Raw genomic sequence first — 17,180 nt, forward strand, 5'->3', positions numbered from 1 at the left:
CCTCGGGCGAAGGGGGAGGCGGGGCCGGGGCGCGGGCATGTGAACCGGCATGTTCCCGGCTGCGGAAGGCGGGTCAGCGGCGCGGCGTGGTGGCCTGGCGGATGGCGGCCACAGTCTGGGCGACGATGGCGCCGGTGCCGATCTGGCCGAGCTCCGCCGTGGCCGGGCGCGGGTCGCCGCCATAGACGCCCTGGGCCGCGCCGGGTTTCTCGGTCGCGGCCTGGAGGGCCTGCTGCCGCACCAGGGAGGGGCGGGTGGCGAGCGTCAGGGCGGTGTCCATGAGGTCGGCATGGGTGCCGATGTCGTCGCCCAGGCCACGGGCGCGCAGGGCCGGGGCGAAGCTGCTCTCGATGGTGTCGTAGTACTGCGCGATGTAGTGCGCCCGCGCCGGGCCCTTGGCCCATTGGCGGTTCAGGCGGTCGGCCACATGCCGCAGGTTCTTCTGGTAGCCGCCATGGTCGCCGATCAGCACGATGTCGGTGAAGCCATGCGCGGCGAAGCTTTCGGCGGCGGAGGCCAGCAGGCCCTCGAAGACCTCGGGCGGGATGCTGATCGTGCCGGGAAAGCGCATGTGCGAGCTGGGCGGGTTGATGTTGCCTTCCGGCACATAGGCGATCACCGGGGCGAGCAGGGCATTGCCGAGCTGCCGGGCGATCTGCTCGCCGAGCACCGCCACGCGGGCATTGTGCTTGCCCACGGCGATGAAGGGGCCGCTCTGCTCCGTGCCGCCCACGGGGATGATGACGGTACGCTTGCCGGCCTGGGTGGCGGCCCGGATCTCCGTCCAGGTGAGCTGGTCGAGCCAGACCGTATCGGGCGGCTGCGCCCAGGCGAGAGGGGCGAGAACCAGGAACCCGGCGAGGATCGGGACCTGGAGAAGGGCCAGGTGTCGCTTCCGGAAAGCGGATCGGCGGAACATGGGAACCAGGCAACTCCGGCAATGAGTTCCTGTCTACTCCCCTCCCCGCCCCCCTGCCCAGCCTTCGCGGCCGCAGCGGAGGCCGCGCCCATTCCACGGAAAAGCGCGGAAAACCTCGCTTTCCTCCGGCCGGGCGCGGCCCGGCTCACTTCATGAACGATAATCCACCTTGTCGCCATCGACGAGGCGCAGCGCGGCGGTCCAGGCGAGGTCGTAGATATGCGGGGAGTCGGAGCGGTTGAACTGCTCCGCGGTCCGCAGGCGCACCTCCTCCGGCGGGAAGACGATCTGGTCCATGCCGGCCGAGAGCGCCGCCACCTGCGCCTGGCAGGCGCGCTCCAGGTAGTAGATGTTGTTGAAGGCCTCCGCCGCCGTGCGGCCCGTGACCAGCAGCCCGTGGTTGCGCAGGATCATCGCCTTGTGCTGCCCCAGATCGGCGACCAGCCGCTCGCGCTCGTCGAGGTCCAGCGCGATGCCCTCGTAGCCGTGATAGGCGAGGTGGCCATGGAACTTCAGCGCGTGCTGGCTGATCGGCAGCAGCCCCTCCTTCTGCGCCGAGACAGCGATGCCGGCGCTGGTATGGGTATGGACGACATAGGCCGCGTCATCCCGCGTCATGTGGATCGCGGAGTGGATGGTGAAGCCCGCGGCATTGACCGGCTTGGAGGAAGCGTCCTCCTCGATCACGTTGCCCTCCAGGTCGATCTTCACCAGGTCGCTGGCCCGCATCTCGTGGAACATCACGCCGTAGCGGTTGATCAGGAAGTGGTGGTCGGGCCCCGGCAGGCGGGCGCTGATATGGGTGTAGATGAGGTCCGTCATCCGGTGATAGGCGACGAGCCGGTAGAGCGCCGCGAGCTCGCAGCGGATCTTCCATTCCTCCTCGCTGATCCCCCGTAGGCTGGCGGGCGGGAGGCTGGAGGGCGGCGTGGTCACGTTCATCGGGCTTCTCCCATCGGGCGTTTCTGGCGGAACGGGGATGATCGGCGGGCCGCGACTTTCCGCCCCCTGGCGGCGGCGCGTCAACCGCCGGCGGAGCCCGGCCCCTTGCCCCGGCAGGGGCGTGGGTGTCTTTCGGCCCGTATCGCGGGCAGGCTTGCCCCGCACATGAGCAGAGGCGGAAGGAACCAGGCATGGAGCCGAAAATGGGAACGGATCTGGATTTCGCCGCGGCGACCGGCGCCAACGATGGCGGCGTGGTGCGGATCCGGCGCGACCTGCACCGCTTCCCGGAGCTGGGCTTCCTGGAATACCGCACCGCCGCGAAGGTGGCCGTCACGCTGGAACGGCTCGGCTGGTCGGTGAAGGCGGGGCCGGAGGTCATGGTGGAGGGCGAGATGCCCGGCCGCCCCTCCCCGGCCGAGACCGTGGCGGCGCGTGAGGCGGCGCTGGCGGCCGGCGCGCCGCCGGAATGGGTGGCGCGCATGCCGGGCGGCCAGACCGGGGTGGTGGCGGAGCTGCGGCGCGGCGACGGCCCCGTGCTCGCCTTCCGCTTCGACATGGACGCGCTGCCGGTGCGGGAGACGGAGGTGCTGGACCATGCGCCGAACAGGGAGGGCTTCCGCTCGCGCCGCGCCGGGGTGATGCATGCCTGCGGCCATGACGGGCACACCGCCATCGGCCTGGCCCTGGCCGCCCGCCTCGCATCGCCGACCGCGCGCTGGCGGGGCACGATCCGCCTGATCTTCCAGCCCGCCGAGGAAGGCGGACGCGGCGCCCGGCCCATGGTGGCTGCCGGCGTCGTGGACGGGGTGGACCATTTCTTCGCCGGGCATCTCGGCTGCCTGCTGCCCTCGGGCACGGTGGCGCCGGTGGCCACGGGCTTCCTCTATTCCAACAAGCTGGATGCCTTCCTGGAAGGCCGCGCCGCGCATGCCGCGATGGGACCGCAGGAAGGGCGCAACGCCCTGCTGGCCGGGGCCACGGCGGCGCTGAACCTGCACGCCATCAGCCGCCATGCCGAGGCACCGACCCTGGTGAATGTCGGAAGGATGGTGGCGGGCAGCGGCCGCAACGTGATCGCCGATTCCTGCCACCTCGTGCTGGAGGTACGCGGCGGCTCGCAGGCGGCACTGGACTACATGGACTGCCGGGCGCGGGAAGTGCTGGCCGGGGCGGCGGCGATGCAGGATGTCGCGCTGCGCATCGAGGAGATGGGCGGCAGCATCGGCGCCACGCCGAGCCCGGAGGCCGCCGCCATCGTCGCGGACGTGGCGCGCACCGTGCCGGGGATCACGCGGATCGAGCCGGAATGGCCGATCGGCGGCGGCGACGATGCCACGCTGATGCTGCGCCGGGTGCAGGAACAGGGCGGCAGCGCGACCTACTTCCTGCTGGGCGCCGATCTCAAGGGCATTCACCACGCGGTGGATTTCGACTTCGACGAGGCGGCCCTGCCGCAGGGAGTGGATCTCTTCGCCGGAATCGCGGAGCGCCTGCTGGGGCAGGACCGGCCACACCACCAGGACGGCGGCGAGGCCTGAGCTCCGGCTCCACGGTCCGCATGGCCTCACGGATGGATATAGACGTAGCCCACCTGTTCCAGCGTCGCGATCTCGGCCACGCCGCTCGGCACGACATCCTCGGGCTTCGCCCCATGGAGCTGGCCCAGGGAGATGTGCCGCGCGTTGAGCGTGTTCGCGCAGATAAGGAACCGCACGCCATCCGCGCGCAGGGCATCCAGCTTGCCCGCGATCGCCTTGTCAGTGATCGCGAGCTTGAGCATATCCACGCCGGCGGAATGGTCCACCACGGCGATGCGCACATGCTCCTTGCCGACCGCATTGATGTGGTTGCGGATATTGTCGAGCAGCCCGTTGAAGTAGGGCGCGTTCGCCTCGCCCGTCACATCCTCGCCCAGCACATGGCGGCGGAAGAAGATCTCCGCCTTGATGAAGATCGAGATATCCGCGCTGCCGCCGTTGTTGTGGTAGACGACCTTCTGGATCACCTCGGGCGCCGACCCGGTGGGCGCGGCCCTTGCCGGGCAGGCCCATGCCGCCAGCATCAGGGCCGAAAAGAGTGTCGCGACGGCTTTCATTCCTGTCCTTGCCTCGGAAAACTTGCCGATCTGCGTAATATGCTGCAACGCAACGGGAAACAGAATTCGTCATGGTTGCGCGAGACTACGGACCCGGCATGGGTTTTCCACACGCAGTGAGTTTGTGTATCCCTTGAGATTATCTTCATGCGTGCATGAATCGCGTCATTTCCCCCATGACACGAATGCACCGGACAGCACCCCGATTCCAGCCCCGGCATGGTGTCGGAGCGGTCAGGCCGGCAATGCCTCCTCCGGGCGACGGCAGCCTTCGAGAACGAGGTCGGTGTGCAGCCGCACCACCTCCTCCGGCGTCAGGCGACCGTCCGGGCGGTACCAGGTGCAGACGCCGGTCAGCATGGCCAGCATGGCATAGGCGGCGACCCGCGTATCGGCCAGGGCGAATCCCCCCGCCGCGACGCCCGCGTCCAGCAGGGCGATGAGCCGGCCCTCATAGCCCCGGCGCAGGGCCAGGATGGCGTCGCGGTTCCGCGGCTCCAGCGCGCGCAGCTCGAAATTCGCCACATAGACCTCGCGCTTCTTGTCCATGTGGTAGAGCAGGTGATGCGCCACGAAGGCGCGCACCTGCCCCCGGGGATCGGGCGGCGCGGCGTCCAGCGCGGCCTCCGTGCTGGCGAGCAGCGCCTCCATATGCTCGCGCACCAGGCCGAAGAGCAGTTCCTGCTTCGAGGAGATATGGTTGTAGAGCGAGGCGGGCTGGATTCCGACCTCCGCCGCGAGGTCGCGCAGGCTCATCGCCTCGAAGCCATGCTCGTGGATCAGGGTCAGCCCGACCTCGCGGATCAGCGCCGCCGTGCGGGGGCCTTTCGAGCCTGCGATACGCGCCATCGTTTCCTTGACCTCTTCCCAGCCAGCATAAACTTACGTATGTTCGTTTGCAACGAGGCCCGTCAGTGGCCCCATGTCCAAGCGTGCGCGTTCAGGGGAGGGTTACGCATGTCCAGTGGCTTCCAGGGGCTGGATTTCGGCCTGGGCGAGACCACCGAGGCCCTGCGCGAGCAGGTCTCCGCCTTCGCACGGCGGGAGATCGCTCCACGCGCCGCGGAGATCGACCGCGAGAACGCCTTCCCCAACGATCTCTGGCGCAAGTTCGGCGATCTCGGCCTGCTCGGCATCACCGTGCCGGAGGAGCTGGGCGGCGCCGGCATGGGCTATCTCGACCATGTCGTGGCGCTGGAGGAAATCAGCCGCGCCTCGGCCTCGGTCGGGCTCAGCTACGGCGCGCATTCCAACCTCTGCGTCAACCAGATCCGGCGCAACGGCAGCGAGGCACAGAAGCAGCGCTACCTGCCGAAGCTGATCTCGGGCGAGCATATCGGCGCGCTGGCGATGAGCGAGCCAGGCGCGGGTTCCGACGTCGTGTCGATGAAGCTGCGGGCCGAGAAGCGCGGCGACCGCTACGTGCTCAACGGCAACAAGATGTGGATCACCAACGGGCCGGATGCCGATGTGCTGGTGGTCTATGCCAAGACCGATCCGGAGGCAGGGCCGCGCGGCATCACCACCTTCGTGATCGAGAAGGGCTTCCGGGGCTTCTCCACGGCGCAGAAGCTGGACAAGCTCGGCATGCGCGGCTCCAACACCTGCGAGCTGGTCTTCCAGGATTGCGAGGTGCCGGAGGAGAACATCCTGGGCGGCCTCGGCCGGGGCGTGAACGTGCTTATGAGCGGGCTGGACTACGAGCGCGCCGTGCTCGCCGCCGGGCCGCTGGGCATCATGCAGGCCTGCATGGATGTCGTGCTCCCCTATGTGCACGAGCGGAAGCAGTTCGGCCAGGCGATCGGCGAGTTCCAGCTCATGCAGGGCAAGCTGGCCGACATGTACAGCACGCTCAGCGCCTGCCGCGCCTATGTCTATGCCGTGGCGCAGGCCTGCGATCGGGGACAGACAACGCGCAAGGACGCGGCGGGCGCGATCCTCTACGCCGCCGAGAAGGCCACCTGGATGGCGCTGGAGGCGATCCAGTGCCTGGGCGGCAATGGCTATATCAACGAATACCCGACCGGGCGCCTGCTGCGCGATGCCAAGCTCTACGAGATCGGCGCCGGGACGAGCGAGATCCGCCGGATGCTGATCGGGCGGGAACTCTTCCGTGAAACGGCGTGAGGCGCGGGCCATGCCAGTCCTGGAAACCGCCCTCGATCCCCGCGGCGCCGAGGCACGCGCCAATGCCGAAGCGATGCGCGCCGTCACCGACGAGCTGCGTGCCCTGGCCGAGCAGGTCCGCCTCGGCGGCGGCGAGGCGGCGCGGCAGAAGCATCTGGGGCGCGGCAAGCTGCTGCCGCGCGATCGCATCCGGGCGCTGATCGATCCGGCCTCGCCCTTCCTGGAGATCGGCCAGCTCGCAGCGCAGGGCATGTATGGCGGCGAGGTGCCCTCGGCCGGAATGGTGGCCGGGATCGGCCGCGTCTCGGGGCGCGAATGCATGATCGTCGCCAATGACGCGACGGTGAAGGGCGGCACCTATTTCCCGCTGACGGTGAAGAAGCACCTCCGCGCCCAGGAGATCGCCGAGCAGAACCGCCTGCCCTGCCTGTACCTCGTGGATTCCGGCGGCGCCAACCTGCCGCAGCAGGACGAGGTCTTTCCCGACCGCGACCATTTCGGGCGCATCTTCTACAACCAGGCACGCATGTCGGCGCAGGGCATCCCGCAGATCGCGGTGGTGATGGGAAGCTGTACCGCAGGCGGCGCCTATGTGCCCGCCATGTGCGACGAGAGCATCATCGTCCGCAACCAGGGCACCATCTTCCTGGCCGGTCCGCCCCTGGTGAAGGCCGCGACCGGCGAGGTGGTGACGGCGGAGGAGCTGGGCGGCGCCGATGTCCACAGCCGCACCTCCGGCGTCACCGACCATTATGCCGAGAACGACGCCCATGCGCTGGGCATCGCCCGGAACATCGTCGCCAGCCTGAACGCCACGAAGCGCCCTTCCCTGGCGATCCGCGAGCCCCGCGCCCCGCTCTATCCGGCGGAGGACCTCTACAGCCTGATCCCCGCCGACCGCCGCAAGCCCTTCGAGGTGCGGGAGGTGATCGCGCGGCTGGTGGACGGCAGCGAGTTCGACGAGTTCAAGCGCCTCTATGGCGCCACGCTGGTCTGCGGCTTCGCCCATATCTGGGGCTATCCGGTGGGAATCGTGGCCAACAACGGCATCCTCTTCGGCGAGAGCGCGCAGAAGGGGGCGCATTTCATCGAGCTTTGCGCCCAGCGCGGCATCCCGCTGGTCTTCCTGCAGAACATCACCGGCTTCATGGTCGGCAAGAAGTACGAGACCGGCGGCATCGCCAAGGATGGCGCCAAGATGGTGACGGCCGTGGCCACCGCCGCCGTGCCGAAATTCACCGTGATCATCGGCGGCAGCTTCGGCGCCGGCAATTACGGCATGTGCGGCCGCGCCTATTCGCCGCGCTTCCTCTGGATGTGGCCCAATGCCCGCATCAGCGTGATGGGCGGGGAGCAGGCTGCCTCCGTCCTCGCCACCGTCCGCCGCGACGGCATCGAGGCCAGGAGCGGAAGCTGGAGCGCGGCGGAGGAGGAAGGCTTCAAGGCACCGATCCGCGCGCAGTACGAGACGCAGGGCCACCCCACCTATTCCTCCGCGCGGCTGTGGGACGATGGCGTGATCGACCCGGCCGAGACGCGCCGCGTGCTGGCGCTGGGCCTTTCGGCCAGCCTCAACGCGCCGATCGAGCCGACGCGCTTCGGCCTGTTCCGGATGTGAGGACCGCCATGAACGACACCATCCTGCTGCAGATCGACCCGCGCGGCGTGGCGCGGCTCACCCTGAACCGGCCAGAGCGGCACAATGCCTTCGACGACGCGCTGATCGCCGGGCTTTCCGCGGCGCTGGAGGAGCTGGGCGCGGACCCGCGCGTGCGCGCCGTGGTGCTGACCGGCGCCGGGCGCTCCTTCTCCGCGGGGGCGGACCTCGACTGGATGCGGCGCATGGCGGAACATTCGCACCAGGACAACCTCGCCGACGCGGCGAAGCTGGCGCGGCTGATGCACCTGCTCGCCCGCCTGCCGAAACCGACCCTGGCGCTGGTGCAGGGCGCGGCCTATGGCGGCGGCGTCGGGCTCGCCTGCTGCTGCGACGTGGTGCTGGCCGCCGACACGGCCCGCTTCTGCCTGAGCGAGGTGCGGCTGGGCCTGACACCTGCCACCATCAGCCCCTATGTCGTCGCCGCCATCGGGGCGCGGCAGGCGCGCCGCTACTTCACCACCGCCGAGGTGATCCCACCCCACCGGGCGCTGGAGATCGGGCTGGTGCATGAGGTGGTGCCGGCGGCGGAGCTGGAAGCAGAGGCGGAGAAGGTGCTGGAGGCGCTGCTGCAAGGGGCTCCAGGTGCGCAGGCGGCGGCCAAGGACCTCGTCTTCCTCTGCGAGGGACGCGTGGTGGACGAGGCCTTGTCCGCCGAAACCGGCCGGCGCATCGCCGAGCGGCGCGCCTCGGAGGAAGGGCGCGAGGGACTGGGCGCCTTCCTCGGCAAGCGCCCTCCGTCCTGGCGCATCCTCCAACGTATGCCGCCCGAGCGCATGAACTGAGGACGAGGCGATGTTCCGCAAGATCCTCATCGCCAATCGCGGCGAGATCGCCTGCCGGGTGATCCGCACCGCGCAGCGTCTCGGCATCGGCAGCGTCGCGGTCTATTCCGAGACCGACCGCGCGGCGCGGCACGTCCATCTCGCCGACGAGGCCTATCCCATCGGCCCGGCCCCGGCGCGGGAAAGCTATCTCTCCATCCCCCGCATCCTTGATGCCGCGCGGCGCTCCGGGGCGGAGGCGATCCATCCCGGCTACGGCTTCCTGTCCGAGAACGCGGAATTCGCCGAGGCCTGCGCGGCGGCCGGGATCGCCTTCATTGGCCCGCCGGTCGCGGCGATCCGCGCCATGGGCTCGAAATCCGCCGCCAAGTCGATCATGGAACGCTCCGGCGTGCCGCTGGTGCCGGGCTATCACGGCGAGCGCCAGGAGATGGCTCTGCTGGCCGAGGAAGCCGCGCGGATCGGCTATCCCGTGCTGATCAAGGCCTCGGCGGGCGGTGGCGGCAAGGGCATGCGCGTGGTCGAGGCGGCTGGCGATCTGGAGGCGGCCATCGAGGGCGCCAAGCGCGAGGCCAGGGCCTCCTTCGGTGACGACCACGTTCTGATCGAGAAGTACCTGACCCGGCCCCGCCATATCGAGATCCAGGTCTTCGCCGACATGCAGGGCAACGCGGTCTCGCTCTTCGAGCGCGACTGCTCCATCCAGCGGCGGCACCAGAAGGTGATCGAGGAAGCCCCCGCCCCGGGGCTGGACGAGGCGCAGCGGCGCGCGATGGGCGAGGCCGCGATCGCCGCCGCGCGGGCCGTGGGCTATGTCGGCGCCGGCACGGTGGAGTTCATCGCGGAAGACGGGCGCTTCTTCTTCATGGAGATGAACACCCGCCTCCAGGTGGAGCATCCCGTCACCGAGGCGATCACCGGGCAGGACCTCGTGGAGTGGCAGCTCCGCGTCGCCGCCGGCGAGCCGTTGCCGCTGCGGCAGGAAGACCTCCGCATCCAGGGACACGCCATTGAAGCGCGGATCTATGCCGAGGACCCGTCGCGCGACTTCCTGCCCTCCACCGGCACGCTCGCGCATCTGCGCCAGCCGCGCGAGAGCGACGGCGTGCGCGTCGATACCGGCGTGCGCCAGGGCGACGCGATCACGCCGAACTACGACCCGATGATCGCCAAGCTGATCGTGCATGGCGAGGACCGCGACGCGGCAGCACGGCGCCTCGCCGCGGCGCTGGCGGAATACGAGGTGGTGGGGGTGCGCACCAACCTCGCCCTGCTGCGCGCCCTGGCCACGCATCCCGCTTTCCTGGCGGCGGATCTCGACACCGGCTTCATCGCCCGGCACCCGGAGGTGCTGGAAGGTTCCGCCGAGCCCGTGCCGGACACGCCGGCCTGGGCGGCCGCCGCCTGGACGGTGCTGCGGGAGGAAGCACGGACTGCCGGGGCGGCGGCGCGAGGGTCGGGCGATCCCTTCTCGCCCTGGGCCACCGCCGATGCCTGGCGGATGAACGGGGCGGGCTACCAGGACCTGCTCTTCGAGGCCGGAGACGAGCGCGTTCTGTTGCGCGCGGCGCTGCGCCGGGACGGATCGCTGGACCTCACCCTGCCCGGCGGCAACAGCGCGCATGTGGCGGCGGAGGAGACGGAGGACGGGCTGCGCCTGCGCCTCGACGGCGTGCAGCACCGGATGGCCGTGGCACGGCAGGGCGACATGCTGACCGTGCTGCGCGGCGGCCTCGGCGTGCGGCTGCGCGTGCTCGATCCGCTGGCGCCGCCCGAAAGCCAGGCCGCCGGCGGCGACCGCGTGATCGCCCCGATTCCCGCCCGGGTGACGCGCGTCCTGGTTTCCCCCGGCGACAAGGTGGCCAAGGGCACGCCCCTGCTGGTCCTGGAAGCGATGAAGATGGAGCTCACCCTCTCCGCCCCCGCCGGGGGCGTGGTGGAGAGCATCCGCCATGGCGTGGACGAGATGGTGGAGGAAGGCACGCAGCTCGTGACCTTCGCAACGGAGACGGCGTGATGTTCCCCGGTCATGTCCGCATCGTGGAGATGGGTCCGCGCGATGGGCTGCAGAACGAGGCGCGGCCCGTTTCCGTCGCCACGAGGATCGCGCTGGTCGAGGCCCTGGCCGATGCCGGCCTTCGCAGCATCGAGACAGGCAGCTTCGTTTCGCCGAAATGGGTGCCGCAGATGGCGGGCACGGCGGAGGTGCTGGCCGGGCTCACGCCGCGCCCCGGCGTGGACTATCCCGTGCTGGTGCCGAACCTGAAGGGGCTGGAAGCGGCGCTGGCCGCCGGGACACGAGAGATCGCGGTCTTCGGCGCGGCCTCGGAGAGCTTCTCGCGCGCCAACATCAACTGCTCCATCGCCGAGAGCCTGGAGCGCTTCGCCCCGGTGGTGGAGCGGGCGCTCGCCGCCGGGCTGCGGGTACGCGGTTATGTCTCCTGCGTGCTCGGCTGCCCCTATGAGGGCGCCGTGTCGCCGGAGGCCGTGGCGCGCGTCGCGGCCGCGCTGGCCGGCATGGGCTGCTACGAGGTCTCGCTCGGCGATACGATCGGCACGGGCACGCCGCTCGCCGCGCGGCGGATGGTCGAGGTTGTGGCGGAGCATGTGCCGCTGGAACGGCTGGCGCTGCACTTCCACGACACCTATGGCCAGGCGCTGGCGAATATCCTGGCCTGCCTGGAGCTTGGCGTCTCGGTGGTGGACAGCGCCGTGGCCGGGCTGGGCGGTTGCCCCTATGCCAAGGGTGCCTCGGGCAATGTCGCGACCGAGGACGTGGTCTACATGCTCGACGGCATGGGCATCGGGACCGGCGTGGACCTCCCCCGCCTCGCCGCAGCGGGACGCATGATCTGCGTGGCGCTGGAACGCGAGCCGGCTTCCAGGGTGGCACGGGCGCTCGCCGCCAAAACCAATGAATGGGAGGTCCAGGAACCTCAGGTTCCTGGCGGATAGGGGGTCCGGGGGAAAGGCGGCGCCTTTCCTCCCGGGAGGCCCTCCGGAAGAAGCCAAGGGAGGACAGACAGGATGGGTGCCGGGGAACTCAGCTATGTCCATGGGGCCTGCGAGACGCCGCTGCTGAGCGACACGATCGGGCAGCGGCTGGACCGCACGGCGGAGACCTGGCCGGGCCGGCCGGCGCTGATCGACCGGGGCCAGGGCGTGCGCTGGAACTGGACGGAGCTGCGGAAGCAGGTGGACCGGCTGGCGGCGGGCTTCCTGGCGCTCGGGCTGCGGCGGGGCGAGCGGGTCGGCATCTGGTCGCTGAACCGGGTGGAATGGGCGCTGACCCAGTTCGCCGCGGCGCGCGCCGGCCTGGTGCTGGTGACGATCAACCCGGCCTACCGGCTGCACGAGCTGGAGTTCGCGCTGAACAAGGTGGGCTGCGCCGCGCTGGTGACGGCCACGTCCTTCAAGACCAGCGACTATGCCGGGATGCTGCGGCAGATCGCGCCGGAGCTGGATAGCGGCCCACCGGGGAAGCTGCGCGCGGCACGGCTGCCGGCGCTGCGGGTGGTGATCCAGCTCGGCGGCCCCGTTTCCTCCGCCCCATTGGCCGGTGCCCTGCCCTTCGCCGATGTGCTGGCCCTGGGCGGGGAGCGGGAACGCACGGCACTGCGGGAACTGGGCCCGGCATTGCAGTTCGACGACCCCATCAACATCCAGTTCACCAGCGGCACCACCGGCACGCCGAAGGGCGTCACGCTGTCGCACCACAACATCCTGAACAACGGCTATTTCGTCGGGCAGGCGATGCGCCTGACCGAAGAGGACCGGATCTGCGTGCCCGTGCCGCTCTACCACTGCTTCGGCATGGTGATGGGCAACCTCGCCGCGCTGACGCACGGCGCCTGCCTGGTCTATCCGGGCGAGGGCTTCGACCCGGTGGCGGCGCTGGAGGCCGTCGAGGCGGAGCGCTGCACCGCGCTCTATGGCGTGCCGACCATGTTCATCGCCGAGCTCGACCACCCGCGCTTCGCGGAGTTCGACCTGTCCTCGCTGCGCACGGGGATCATGGCGGGTTCCCCCTGTCCCATCGAGGTGATGAAGCGCGTCACCAGTCGCATGAACATGCGCGACCTCACCATCTGCTATGGCATGACCGAGACCAGCCCGGTCAGCTTCCAGAGCGCGGTGGACGATCCGCTGGAACGGCGCGTCTCCACCGTCGGGCGCATCCACCCGCATCTGGAGGTGAAGATCATCGACACCGAGGGGCGGATCGTGCCGCGCGGCCAGCCGGGCGAACTCTGCACCCGCGGCTATTCGGTGATGCTGGGCTACTGGGACGAGGCGGCGCGGACGGCGGAGGCGGTCGACCCGGCGCGGTGGATGCACACGGGCGACCTCGCCACCATCGACGAGGAGGGCTACTGCAACATCGTCGGCCGGATCAAGGACTTGGTGATCCGGGGCGGCGAGAACCTGTATCCGCGCGAGATCGAGGAGTTCCTCTACCGCCACCCGAAGATCCAGGACGTGCAGGTCTTCGGCGTGCCCGACCCACGCTATGGCGAGGAGCTCTGCGCCTGGATCCGCATCCGGCCGGGCGAGATGCTGACGGTGGAGGAGGTGCGCGGCTTCTGCGAGGGGCAGATCGCACACCAGAAGATCCCGAGATACGTGCAGTTCGTTAACGAATTTCCCATGACCGTGACCGGCAAGATCCAGAAATTCCTCATGCGCCGGCAGATGGAGGAGGAGCTGGGCCTGACGCGCCAGGAGACCGCCTGAGGGCGGGGCGGGCGGGTTGGTGGGGGATGCCACGATCCCGCTTGCGCCGGGGGGCGGCTTCGCCTTAACTCCTGTGCAAGACTGAAAAGAACGAGGAAGCATCCGGGTGGCCGACTACATCCTGGAGACCGAGGACATGACCAAGGAGTTCCGCGGATTCGCCGCGGTCTCCGGGGTGAACCTGCGCGTGCAACGCGGCAGCATCCATGGACTGATCGGCCCCAACGGGGCGGGCAAGACGACCTGCTTCAACCTGCTGACGAAGTTCCTCCAGCCGACACGCGGCCGCATCCGCTATAACGGCCGCGACATCACCGCGATGAAGCCCGCCGAGGTGGCCCGGCTGGGCCTCGTGCGCTCCTTCCAGATCTCGGCGGTCTTTCCCCACCTGACGGTGCTGGAGAACGTCCGCCTGGCCTTGCAGCGGGAGCGCGGCGGCTCCTTCGACTTCTGGCGGCGCGAATCCGTGCTCACCCGCTACGACGCCCGGGCGATGGAGCTGCTGGCCGAGGTCGGGTTGGCCAATGCCGCCGGGCTGACGGCGGGCTCGCTTTCCTATGGCCGCAAGCGGGCGCTGGAGATCGCCACCACCCTGGCGCTGGAACCGGAGATGATGCTCCTGGACGAGCCTACTGCCGGCATGACGCACGAGGACGTGGACCGCGTCACCGCCCTGGTGAAGCGCGTGGCCGCGGGCCGCACCGTGCTGATGGTGGAGCACAACCTGAAGGTGGTGGAGGGGCTCTGCGACCGGATCACCGTGCTGACACGCGGGCGCATCCTGGCGGAAGGTCCCTATGCCGAGGTCTCGCGCAACCCGGAGGTCGTGGCCGCCTATCTCGGCACCGACCCCACCATCGCCGGAGGCACCGCCCATGCCGCCTGAGGCCCTCTTGGAGGAACGCCCCGGCTCCGCCTCTTCCGGCGAGGCGCTGCTGAAGGTGCGCGGTCTGCAGGCCTGGTACGGCGAGAGCCACGTGCTGCACGGCATGGACTTCGACGTGCGGCCAGGCGAGGTGGCGACGCTGCTGGGCCGCAACGGCGCCGGCAAGACCACCACCCTGCGCAGCATCATGGGCCTCGTCGGGCGCCGCAGCGGCTCGGTGGGTTTCGAGGGGCGGGAGCTGATCCGCGCCCGGCCAGACGAGATCGGCCGCGCCGGCATCGCCTATTGCCCGGAGGAGCGCGGCATCTTCGCCGCGCTGAACGTCACCGAGAACCTGATGCTGCCGCCGGTGGTGCGGCCGGGCGGGCTCGACATCCCGACCATCCACACGCTCTTCCCGAACCTGAAGGAACGGGCGAACAGCCCCGGCACGAAGCTCTCGGGCGGCGAGCAGCAGATGCTGGCCATCGCGCGCATCCTGCGCACCGGCGCGCCACTGCTGCTGCTGGACGAGCCGACCGAAGGGTTGGCGCCGGTGATCGTGCAGCAGATCGGCGCCACGATCCGCGAGATCAAGGCGCGCGGCTTCACCGTGCTGCTGGTGGAGCAGAACTTCCGCTTCGCCCAGACCGTGGCCGACCGGCACTACGTGGTCGAGCATGGGCGGGTGGTGGACGGCTTCCGCAACGACGAGCTCGCCAGCGCGGCGGAGCGGCTGCAGGAATATCTCGGCGTCTGACCCCCGCCCCGCCCGGCTTTCCGGCGGGGCGGATGCAGGAAACGGGCGGCAACGCCGCCGGAAACCAACGAAAGCCAGGGAAACCCCAGGAATGACCCTATCCCGCCGCACGACCCTTCTCGGCGCAGCGACCCTGCCCGCCCTGGGGCTGCTGCCCTTCCGCCCGGCCCGGGCACAGGCCGGGGGCACGATCAAGATCGGTGTGCTGAACGACATGTCCGGCGTGTACCGCGACATTTCCGGCCCCACCTCCGTCGCCTGCGTGCGCCAGGCGGTGCAGGACAGCGGCATCGAGGCCAAGGGCGTGAAGGTCGAGGTCGTGGCCGCCGACCACCAGAACAAGCCGGATGTCGGCGCCAACGTCGCCCGCCAGTGGTTCGACCAGGACGGCGTGGACATGATCATCGACGTGCCCAACAGCGCCGTGGCGCTGGCGGTGAACAGCGTCGTGAAGGAGAAGAACAAGGTCTATGTCAACTCCACCGGTGGCACGACGGAGCTGACCGGCAGCCAGTGCTCGCCCAACACCGTCCACTGGACCTACGACACCTACATGCTCGCCAGGTCCACCGGCGGGGCGATGGTGAAGCAGGGCGGCGACAGCTGGTACTTCATCACCGCCGACTATGCCTTCGGCCATGACCTGGAAAGGAACACCACGAATTTCGTGAAGGAGGCCGGCGGCAAGGTGCTGGGCTCGGTGCGCCACCCGCTGCAGAGCACGGACTTCTCCTCCTTCCTTCTCCAGGCGCAGCAGAGCCGGGCCAAGGTGATCGGCCTCGCCAACGCCGGGACGGACACGATCAACGCGGTGAAGCAGGCCGCCGAGTTCGGCGTCACCCGCCGTGGCACCAAGATCGCCGTGCTGCTGATGTTCATCAACGACGTGCATGGCCTGGGGCTGAACGCCGCCCAGGGGCTGGTCTGCACGGAAAGCTTCTACTGGGACCTGAACGACCGCACCCGCGCCTTCACCAACCGGGTGAAGGGCTCGCTGAACGGCAACATGCCGGCCATGTCGCATGCCGGCTGCTATGCCGGGGCGCTGCACTACCTGAAGGTGGTGGCCGAGATGGGCGCCGCCGCCGCCAAGGCCTCGGGCGTGGAGACGGTGAAGCGCATGAAGGCCATGCCGACCGACGACGACTGCTTCGGCGCGGGCAAGATCCGCGAGGACGGGCGCAAGCTGCACCCGGCCTATCTCTTCGAGGTGAAGGCACCCGGCGACAGCAAGGGACCCTGGGACTACTACAAGCTGCTGGAGACCACCTCCGCCGAGGATGCCTGGCGGCCGCTCTCGGCCGGCGGCTGCCCGCTCGTCCGCTCCTGATCCCCCCGAGAGGGAGGGCTGGCCGGGAGGGCGCCGCGCCGCCCTCCCCCGCCTGCCCGCACTGAGAGGCACAAGATGGAAGACCTGTTGTTCCAGTTGGAGATGGGCCTGCCGCAGATCGTCCTGGGCCTCGTGAACGGCGCCTTCTACGCGCTTCTCTCGCTGGGCCTGGCGGTGATCTTCGGCATGCTGCATGTCATCAACTTCGCCCATGGGGCGCAGTTCATGATGGGCGCCTTCGTCGCCTGGATGCTGCTGAACTGGCTGGGCATCGGCTACTGGCCCGCGCTGATCCTTTCCCCCCTCATCATGGGCGTGCTGGGCGTGGTGATCGAGCGCCTGCTGATCCGCCGGGTTCAGGGGGCGGACCCGCTCTACGGCCTGCTGTTGACCTTCGGCCTCGCCCTGATGATCGAGGGCGTCTTCCGGCAGTATTTCGGCTCTTCCGGCATGCCCTACGCCCCGCCCGCCTCGCTCACCGGCATGCCGCTCGATCTCGGCTTCATGATCCTGCCGGTGTACCGCGCCTGGGTCGTGGTGGCCGCGCTGATCCTCTCGCTCGGCACCTGGCTGGTGATCGAGAAGTCGCGCCTCGGCGCCTATCTGCGCGCCGCCACCGAGAACGCCGCGCTGGTGCAGGCCTTCGGCGTCAACGTGCCGCGCCTCGTCACCCTGACCTATGCCGGCGGCGTGGCGCTGGCGGCGCTGGCGGGCGTGCTGGCGGCGCCGATCTACTCGGTGAACCCGCAGATGGGCTCCAGCCTCATCATCACCGTCTTCGCCGTGGTGGTGATCGGCGGCATGGGCTCCATCCTGGGCTCGGTCGTCACCGGCTTCGGCCTGGGGCTGGTGGAGGGGATGACCAAGGTCTTCTACCCCGAGGCCGCCTCCACCGTGATCTTCGTCGTCATGGCGATCGTGCTGCTGGTGCGGCCCGCCGGCCTGTTCGGGAGGGCCTGAACC

Annotated in this window: 15 protein-coding genes; 11 read left to right on the top strand and 4 right to left on the bottom strand. The window is 69.6% G+C overall.

Going from position 1 to position 17,180, the window contains the following annotated elements; all coding sequences use genetic code 11:
- Nucleotides 1-73 precede the first annotated feature (73 nt).
- Both ROTAS13_RS01485 and ROTAS13_RS01490 read right to left on the bottom strand, forming a co-directional pair.
- Nucleotides 74-919, bottom strand: coding sequence for a creatininase family protein (locus ROTAS13_RS01485; protein ID WP_075821358.1), 846 nt, complete (start codon nt 917-919; stop codon nt 74-76).
- A 150-nt stretch (nt 920-1,069) separates the two neighbouring features.
- The gene (locus tag ROTAS13_RS01490; RefSeq protein ID WP_058389309.1) at nt 1,070-1,861 is read right to left on the bottom strand and encodes a class II aldolase/adducin family protein; all 792 of its coding nucleotides are present in this window, start codon (nt 1,859-1,861) and stop codon (nt 1,070-1,072) included.
- Between the two features lie 191 nt (nt 1,862-2,052).
- On the opposite strand from ROTAS13_RS01490, the gene ROTAS13_RS01495 reads away from it, so the two are divergent.
- A complete protein-coding gene (locus ROTAS13_RS01495) occupies nt 2,053-3,402 on the top strand; it encodes an amidohydrolase (protein ID WP_075821359.1) in 1,350 nt (449 codons plus the stop codon).
- A 26-nt stretch (nt 3,403-3,428) separates the two neighbouring features.
- Here the strand turns inward: ROTAS13_RS01495 and ROTAS13_RS01500 are convergent, their stop codons facing one another.
- Together ROTAS13_RS01500 and ROTAS13_RS01505 are read right to left on the bottom strand one after the other, a co-directional pair.
- Complete coding sequence (locus ROTAS13_RS01500; RefSeq protein ID WP_216348568.1) at nt 3,429-3,959, bottom strand: DsrE family protein; 531 nt, start codon at nt 3,957-3,959, stop codon at nt 3,429-3,431.
- A 234-nt stretch (nt 3,960-4,193) separates the two neighbouring features.
- Entirely contained in the window at nt 4,194-4,808 is a 615-nt protein-coding gene (locus tag ROTAS13_RS01505; RefSeq protein ID WP_058389310.1) for a TetR/AcrR family transcriptional regulator, read from the bottom strand.
- Nucleotides 4,809-4,916: 108 nt separating this feature from the next.
- On the opposite strand from ROTAS13_RS01505, the gene ROTAS13_RS01510 reads away from it, so the two are divergent.
- The 10 genes from ROTAS13_RS01510 (at nt 4,917) to ROTAS13_RS01555 (ending at nt 17,177) form a co-directional block, all read left to right on the top strand.
- Nucleotides 4,917-6,086, top strand: a complete 1,170-nt coding sequence (locus ROTAS13_RS01510; RefSeq protein ID WP_058389311.1) for an isovaleryl-CoA dehydrogenase — start codon at nt 4,917-4,919, stop codon at nt 6,084-6,086.
- 10 nt (nt 6,087-6,096) lie between these two features.
- Entirely contained in the window at nt 6,097-7,704 is a 1,608-nt protein-coding gene (locus ROTAS13_RS01515) for a carboxyl transferase domain-containing protein (protein WP_058389312.1), read from the top strand.
- A gap of 8 nt (nt 7,705-7,712) precedes the next feature.
- Nucleotides 7,713-8,528, top strand: coding sequence for an enoyl-CoA hydratase/isomerase family protein (locus ROTAS13_RS01520; RefSeq protein ID WP_058389313.1), 816 nt, complete (start codon nt 7,713-7,715; stop codon nt 8,526-8,528).
- Nucleotides 8,529-8,538: 10 nt separating this feature from the next.
- A complete protein-coding gene (locus ROTAS13_RS01525) occupies nt 8,539-10,545 on the top strand; it encodes an acetyl/propionyl/methylcrotonyl-CoA carboxylase subunit alpha (RefSeq protein ID WP_075821360.1) in 2,007 nt (668 codons plus the stop codon).
- A complete protein-coding gene (locus ROTAS13_RS01530; protein WP_058389315.1) occupies nt 10,545-11,483 on the top strand; it encodes a hydroxymethylglutaryl-CoA lyase in 939 nt (312 codons plus the stop codon). Before ROTAS13_RS01525 ends, ROTAS13_RS01530 begins: the two co-directional genes overlap by 1 nt.
- A 72-nt stretch (nt 11,484-11,555) precedes the next feature.
- Entirely contained in the window at nt 11,556-13,262 is a 1,707-nt protein-coding gene (locus ROTAS13_RS01535; RefSeq protein ID WP_075821361.1) for an AMP-binding protein, read from the top strand.
- Between the two features lie 100 nt (nt 13,263-13,362).
- Nucleotides 13,363-14,148 (top strand): ABC transporter ATP-binding protein, encoded by a 786-nt coding sequence (locus ROTAS13_RS01540; protein WP_353407967.1) that lies wholly within the window; start codon nt 13,363-13,365, stop codon nt 14,146-14,148.
- Nucleotides 14,138-14,887 (top strand): ABC transporter ATP-binding protein, encoded by a 750-nt coding sequence (locus ROTAS13_RS01545; RefSeq protein WP_058389362.1) that lies wholly within the window; start codon nt 14,138-14,140, stop codon nt 14,885-14,887. The genes ROTAS13_RS01540 and ROTAS13_RS01545 overlap by 11 nt, the downstream gene beginning before the upstream one ends.
- Before the next feature lie 91 nt (nt 14,888-14,978).
- A complete protein-coding gene (locus ROTAS13_RS01550) occupies nt 14,979-16,217 on the top strand; it encodes an ABC transporter substrate-binding protein (RefSeq protein WP_075821362.1) in 1,239 nt (412 codons plus the stop codon).
- A gap of 75 nt (nt 16,218-16,292) precedes the next feature.
- Entirely contained in the window at nt 16,293-17,177 is an 885-nt protein-coding gene (locus ROTAS13_RS01555; protein WP_075821363.1) for a branched-chain amino acid ABC transporter permease, read from the top strand.
- The last annotated feature ends 3 nt before the right edge of the window (nt 17,178-17,180 follow it).

The sequence above is a fragment of the Roseomonas sp. TAS13 genome (assembly GCF_001950415.1).
Lineage (GTDB): Bacteria > Pseudomonadota > Alphaproteobacteria > Acetobacterales > Acetobacteraceae > Roseomonas > Roseomonas mucosa.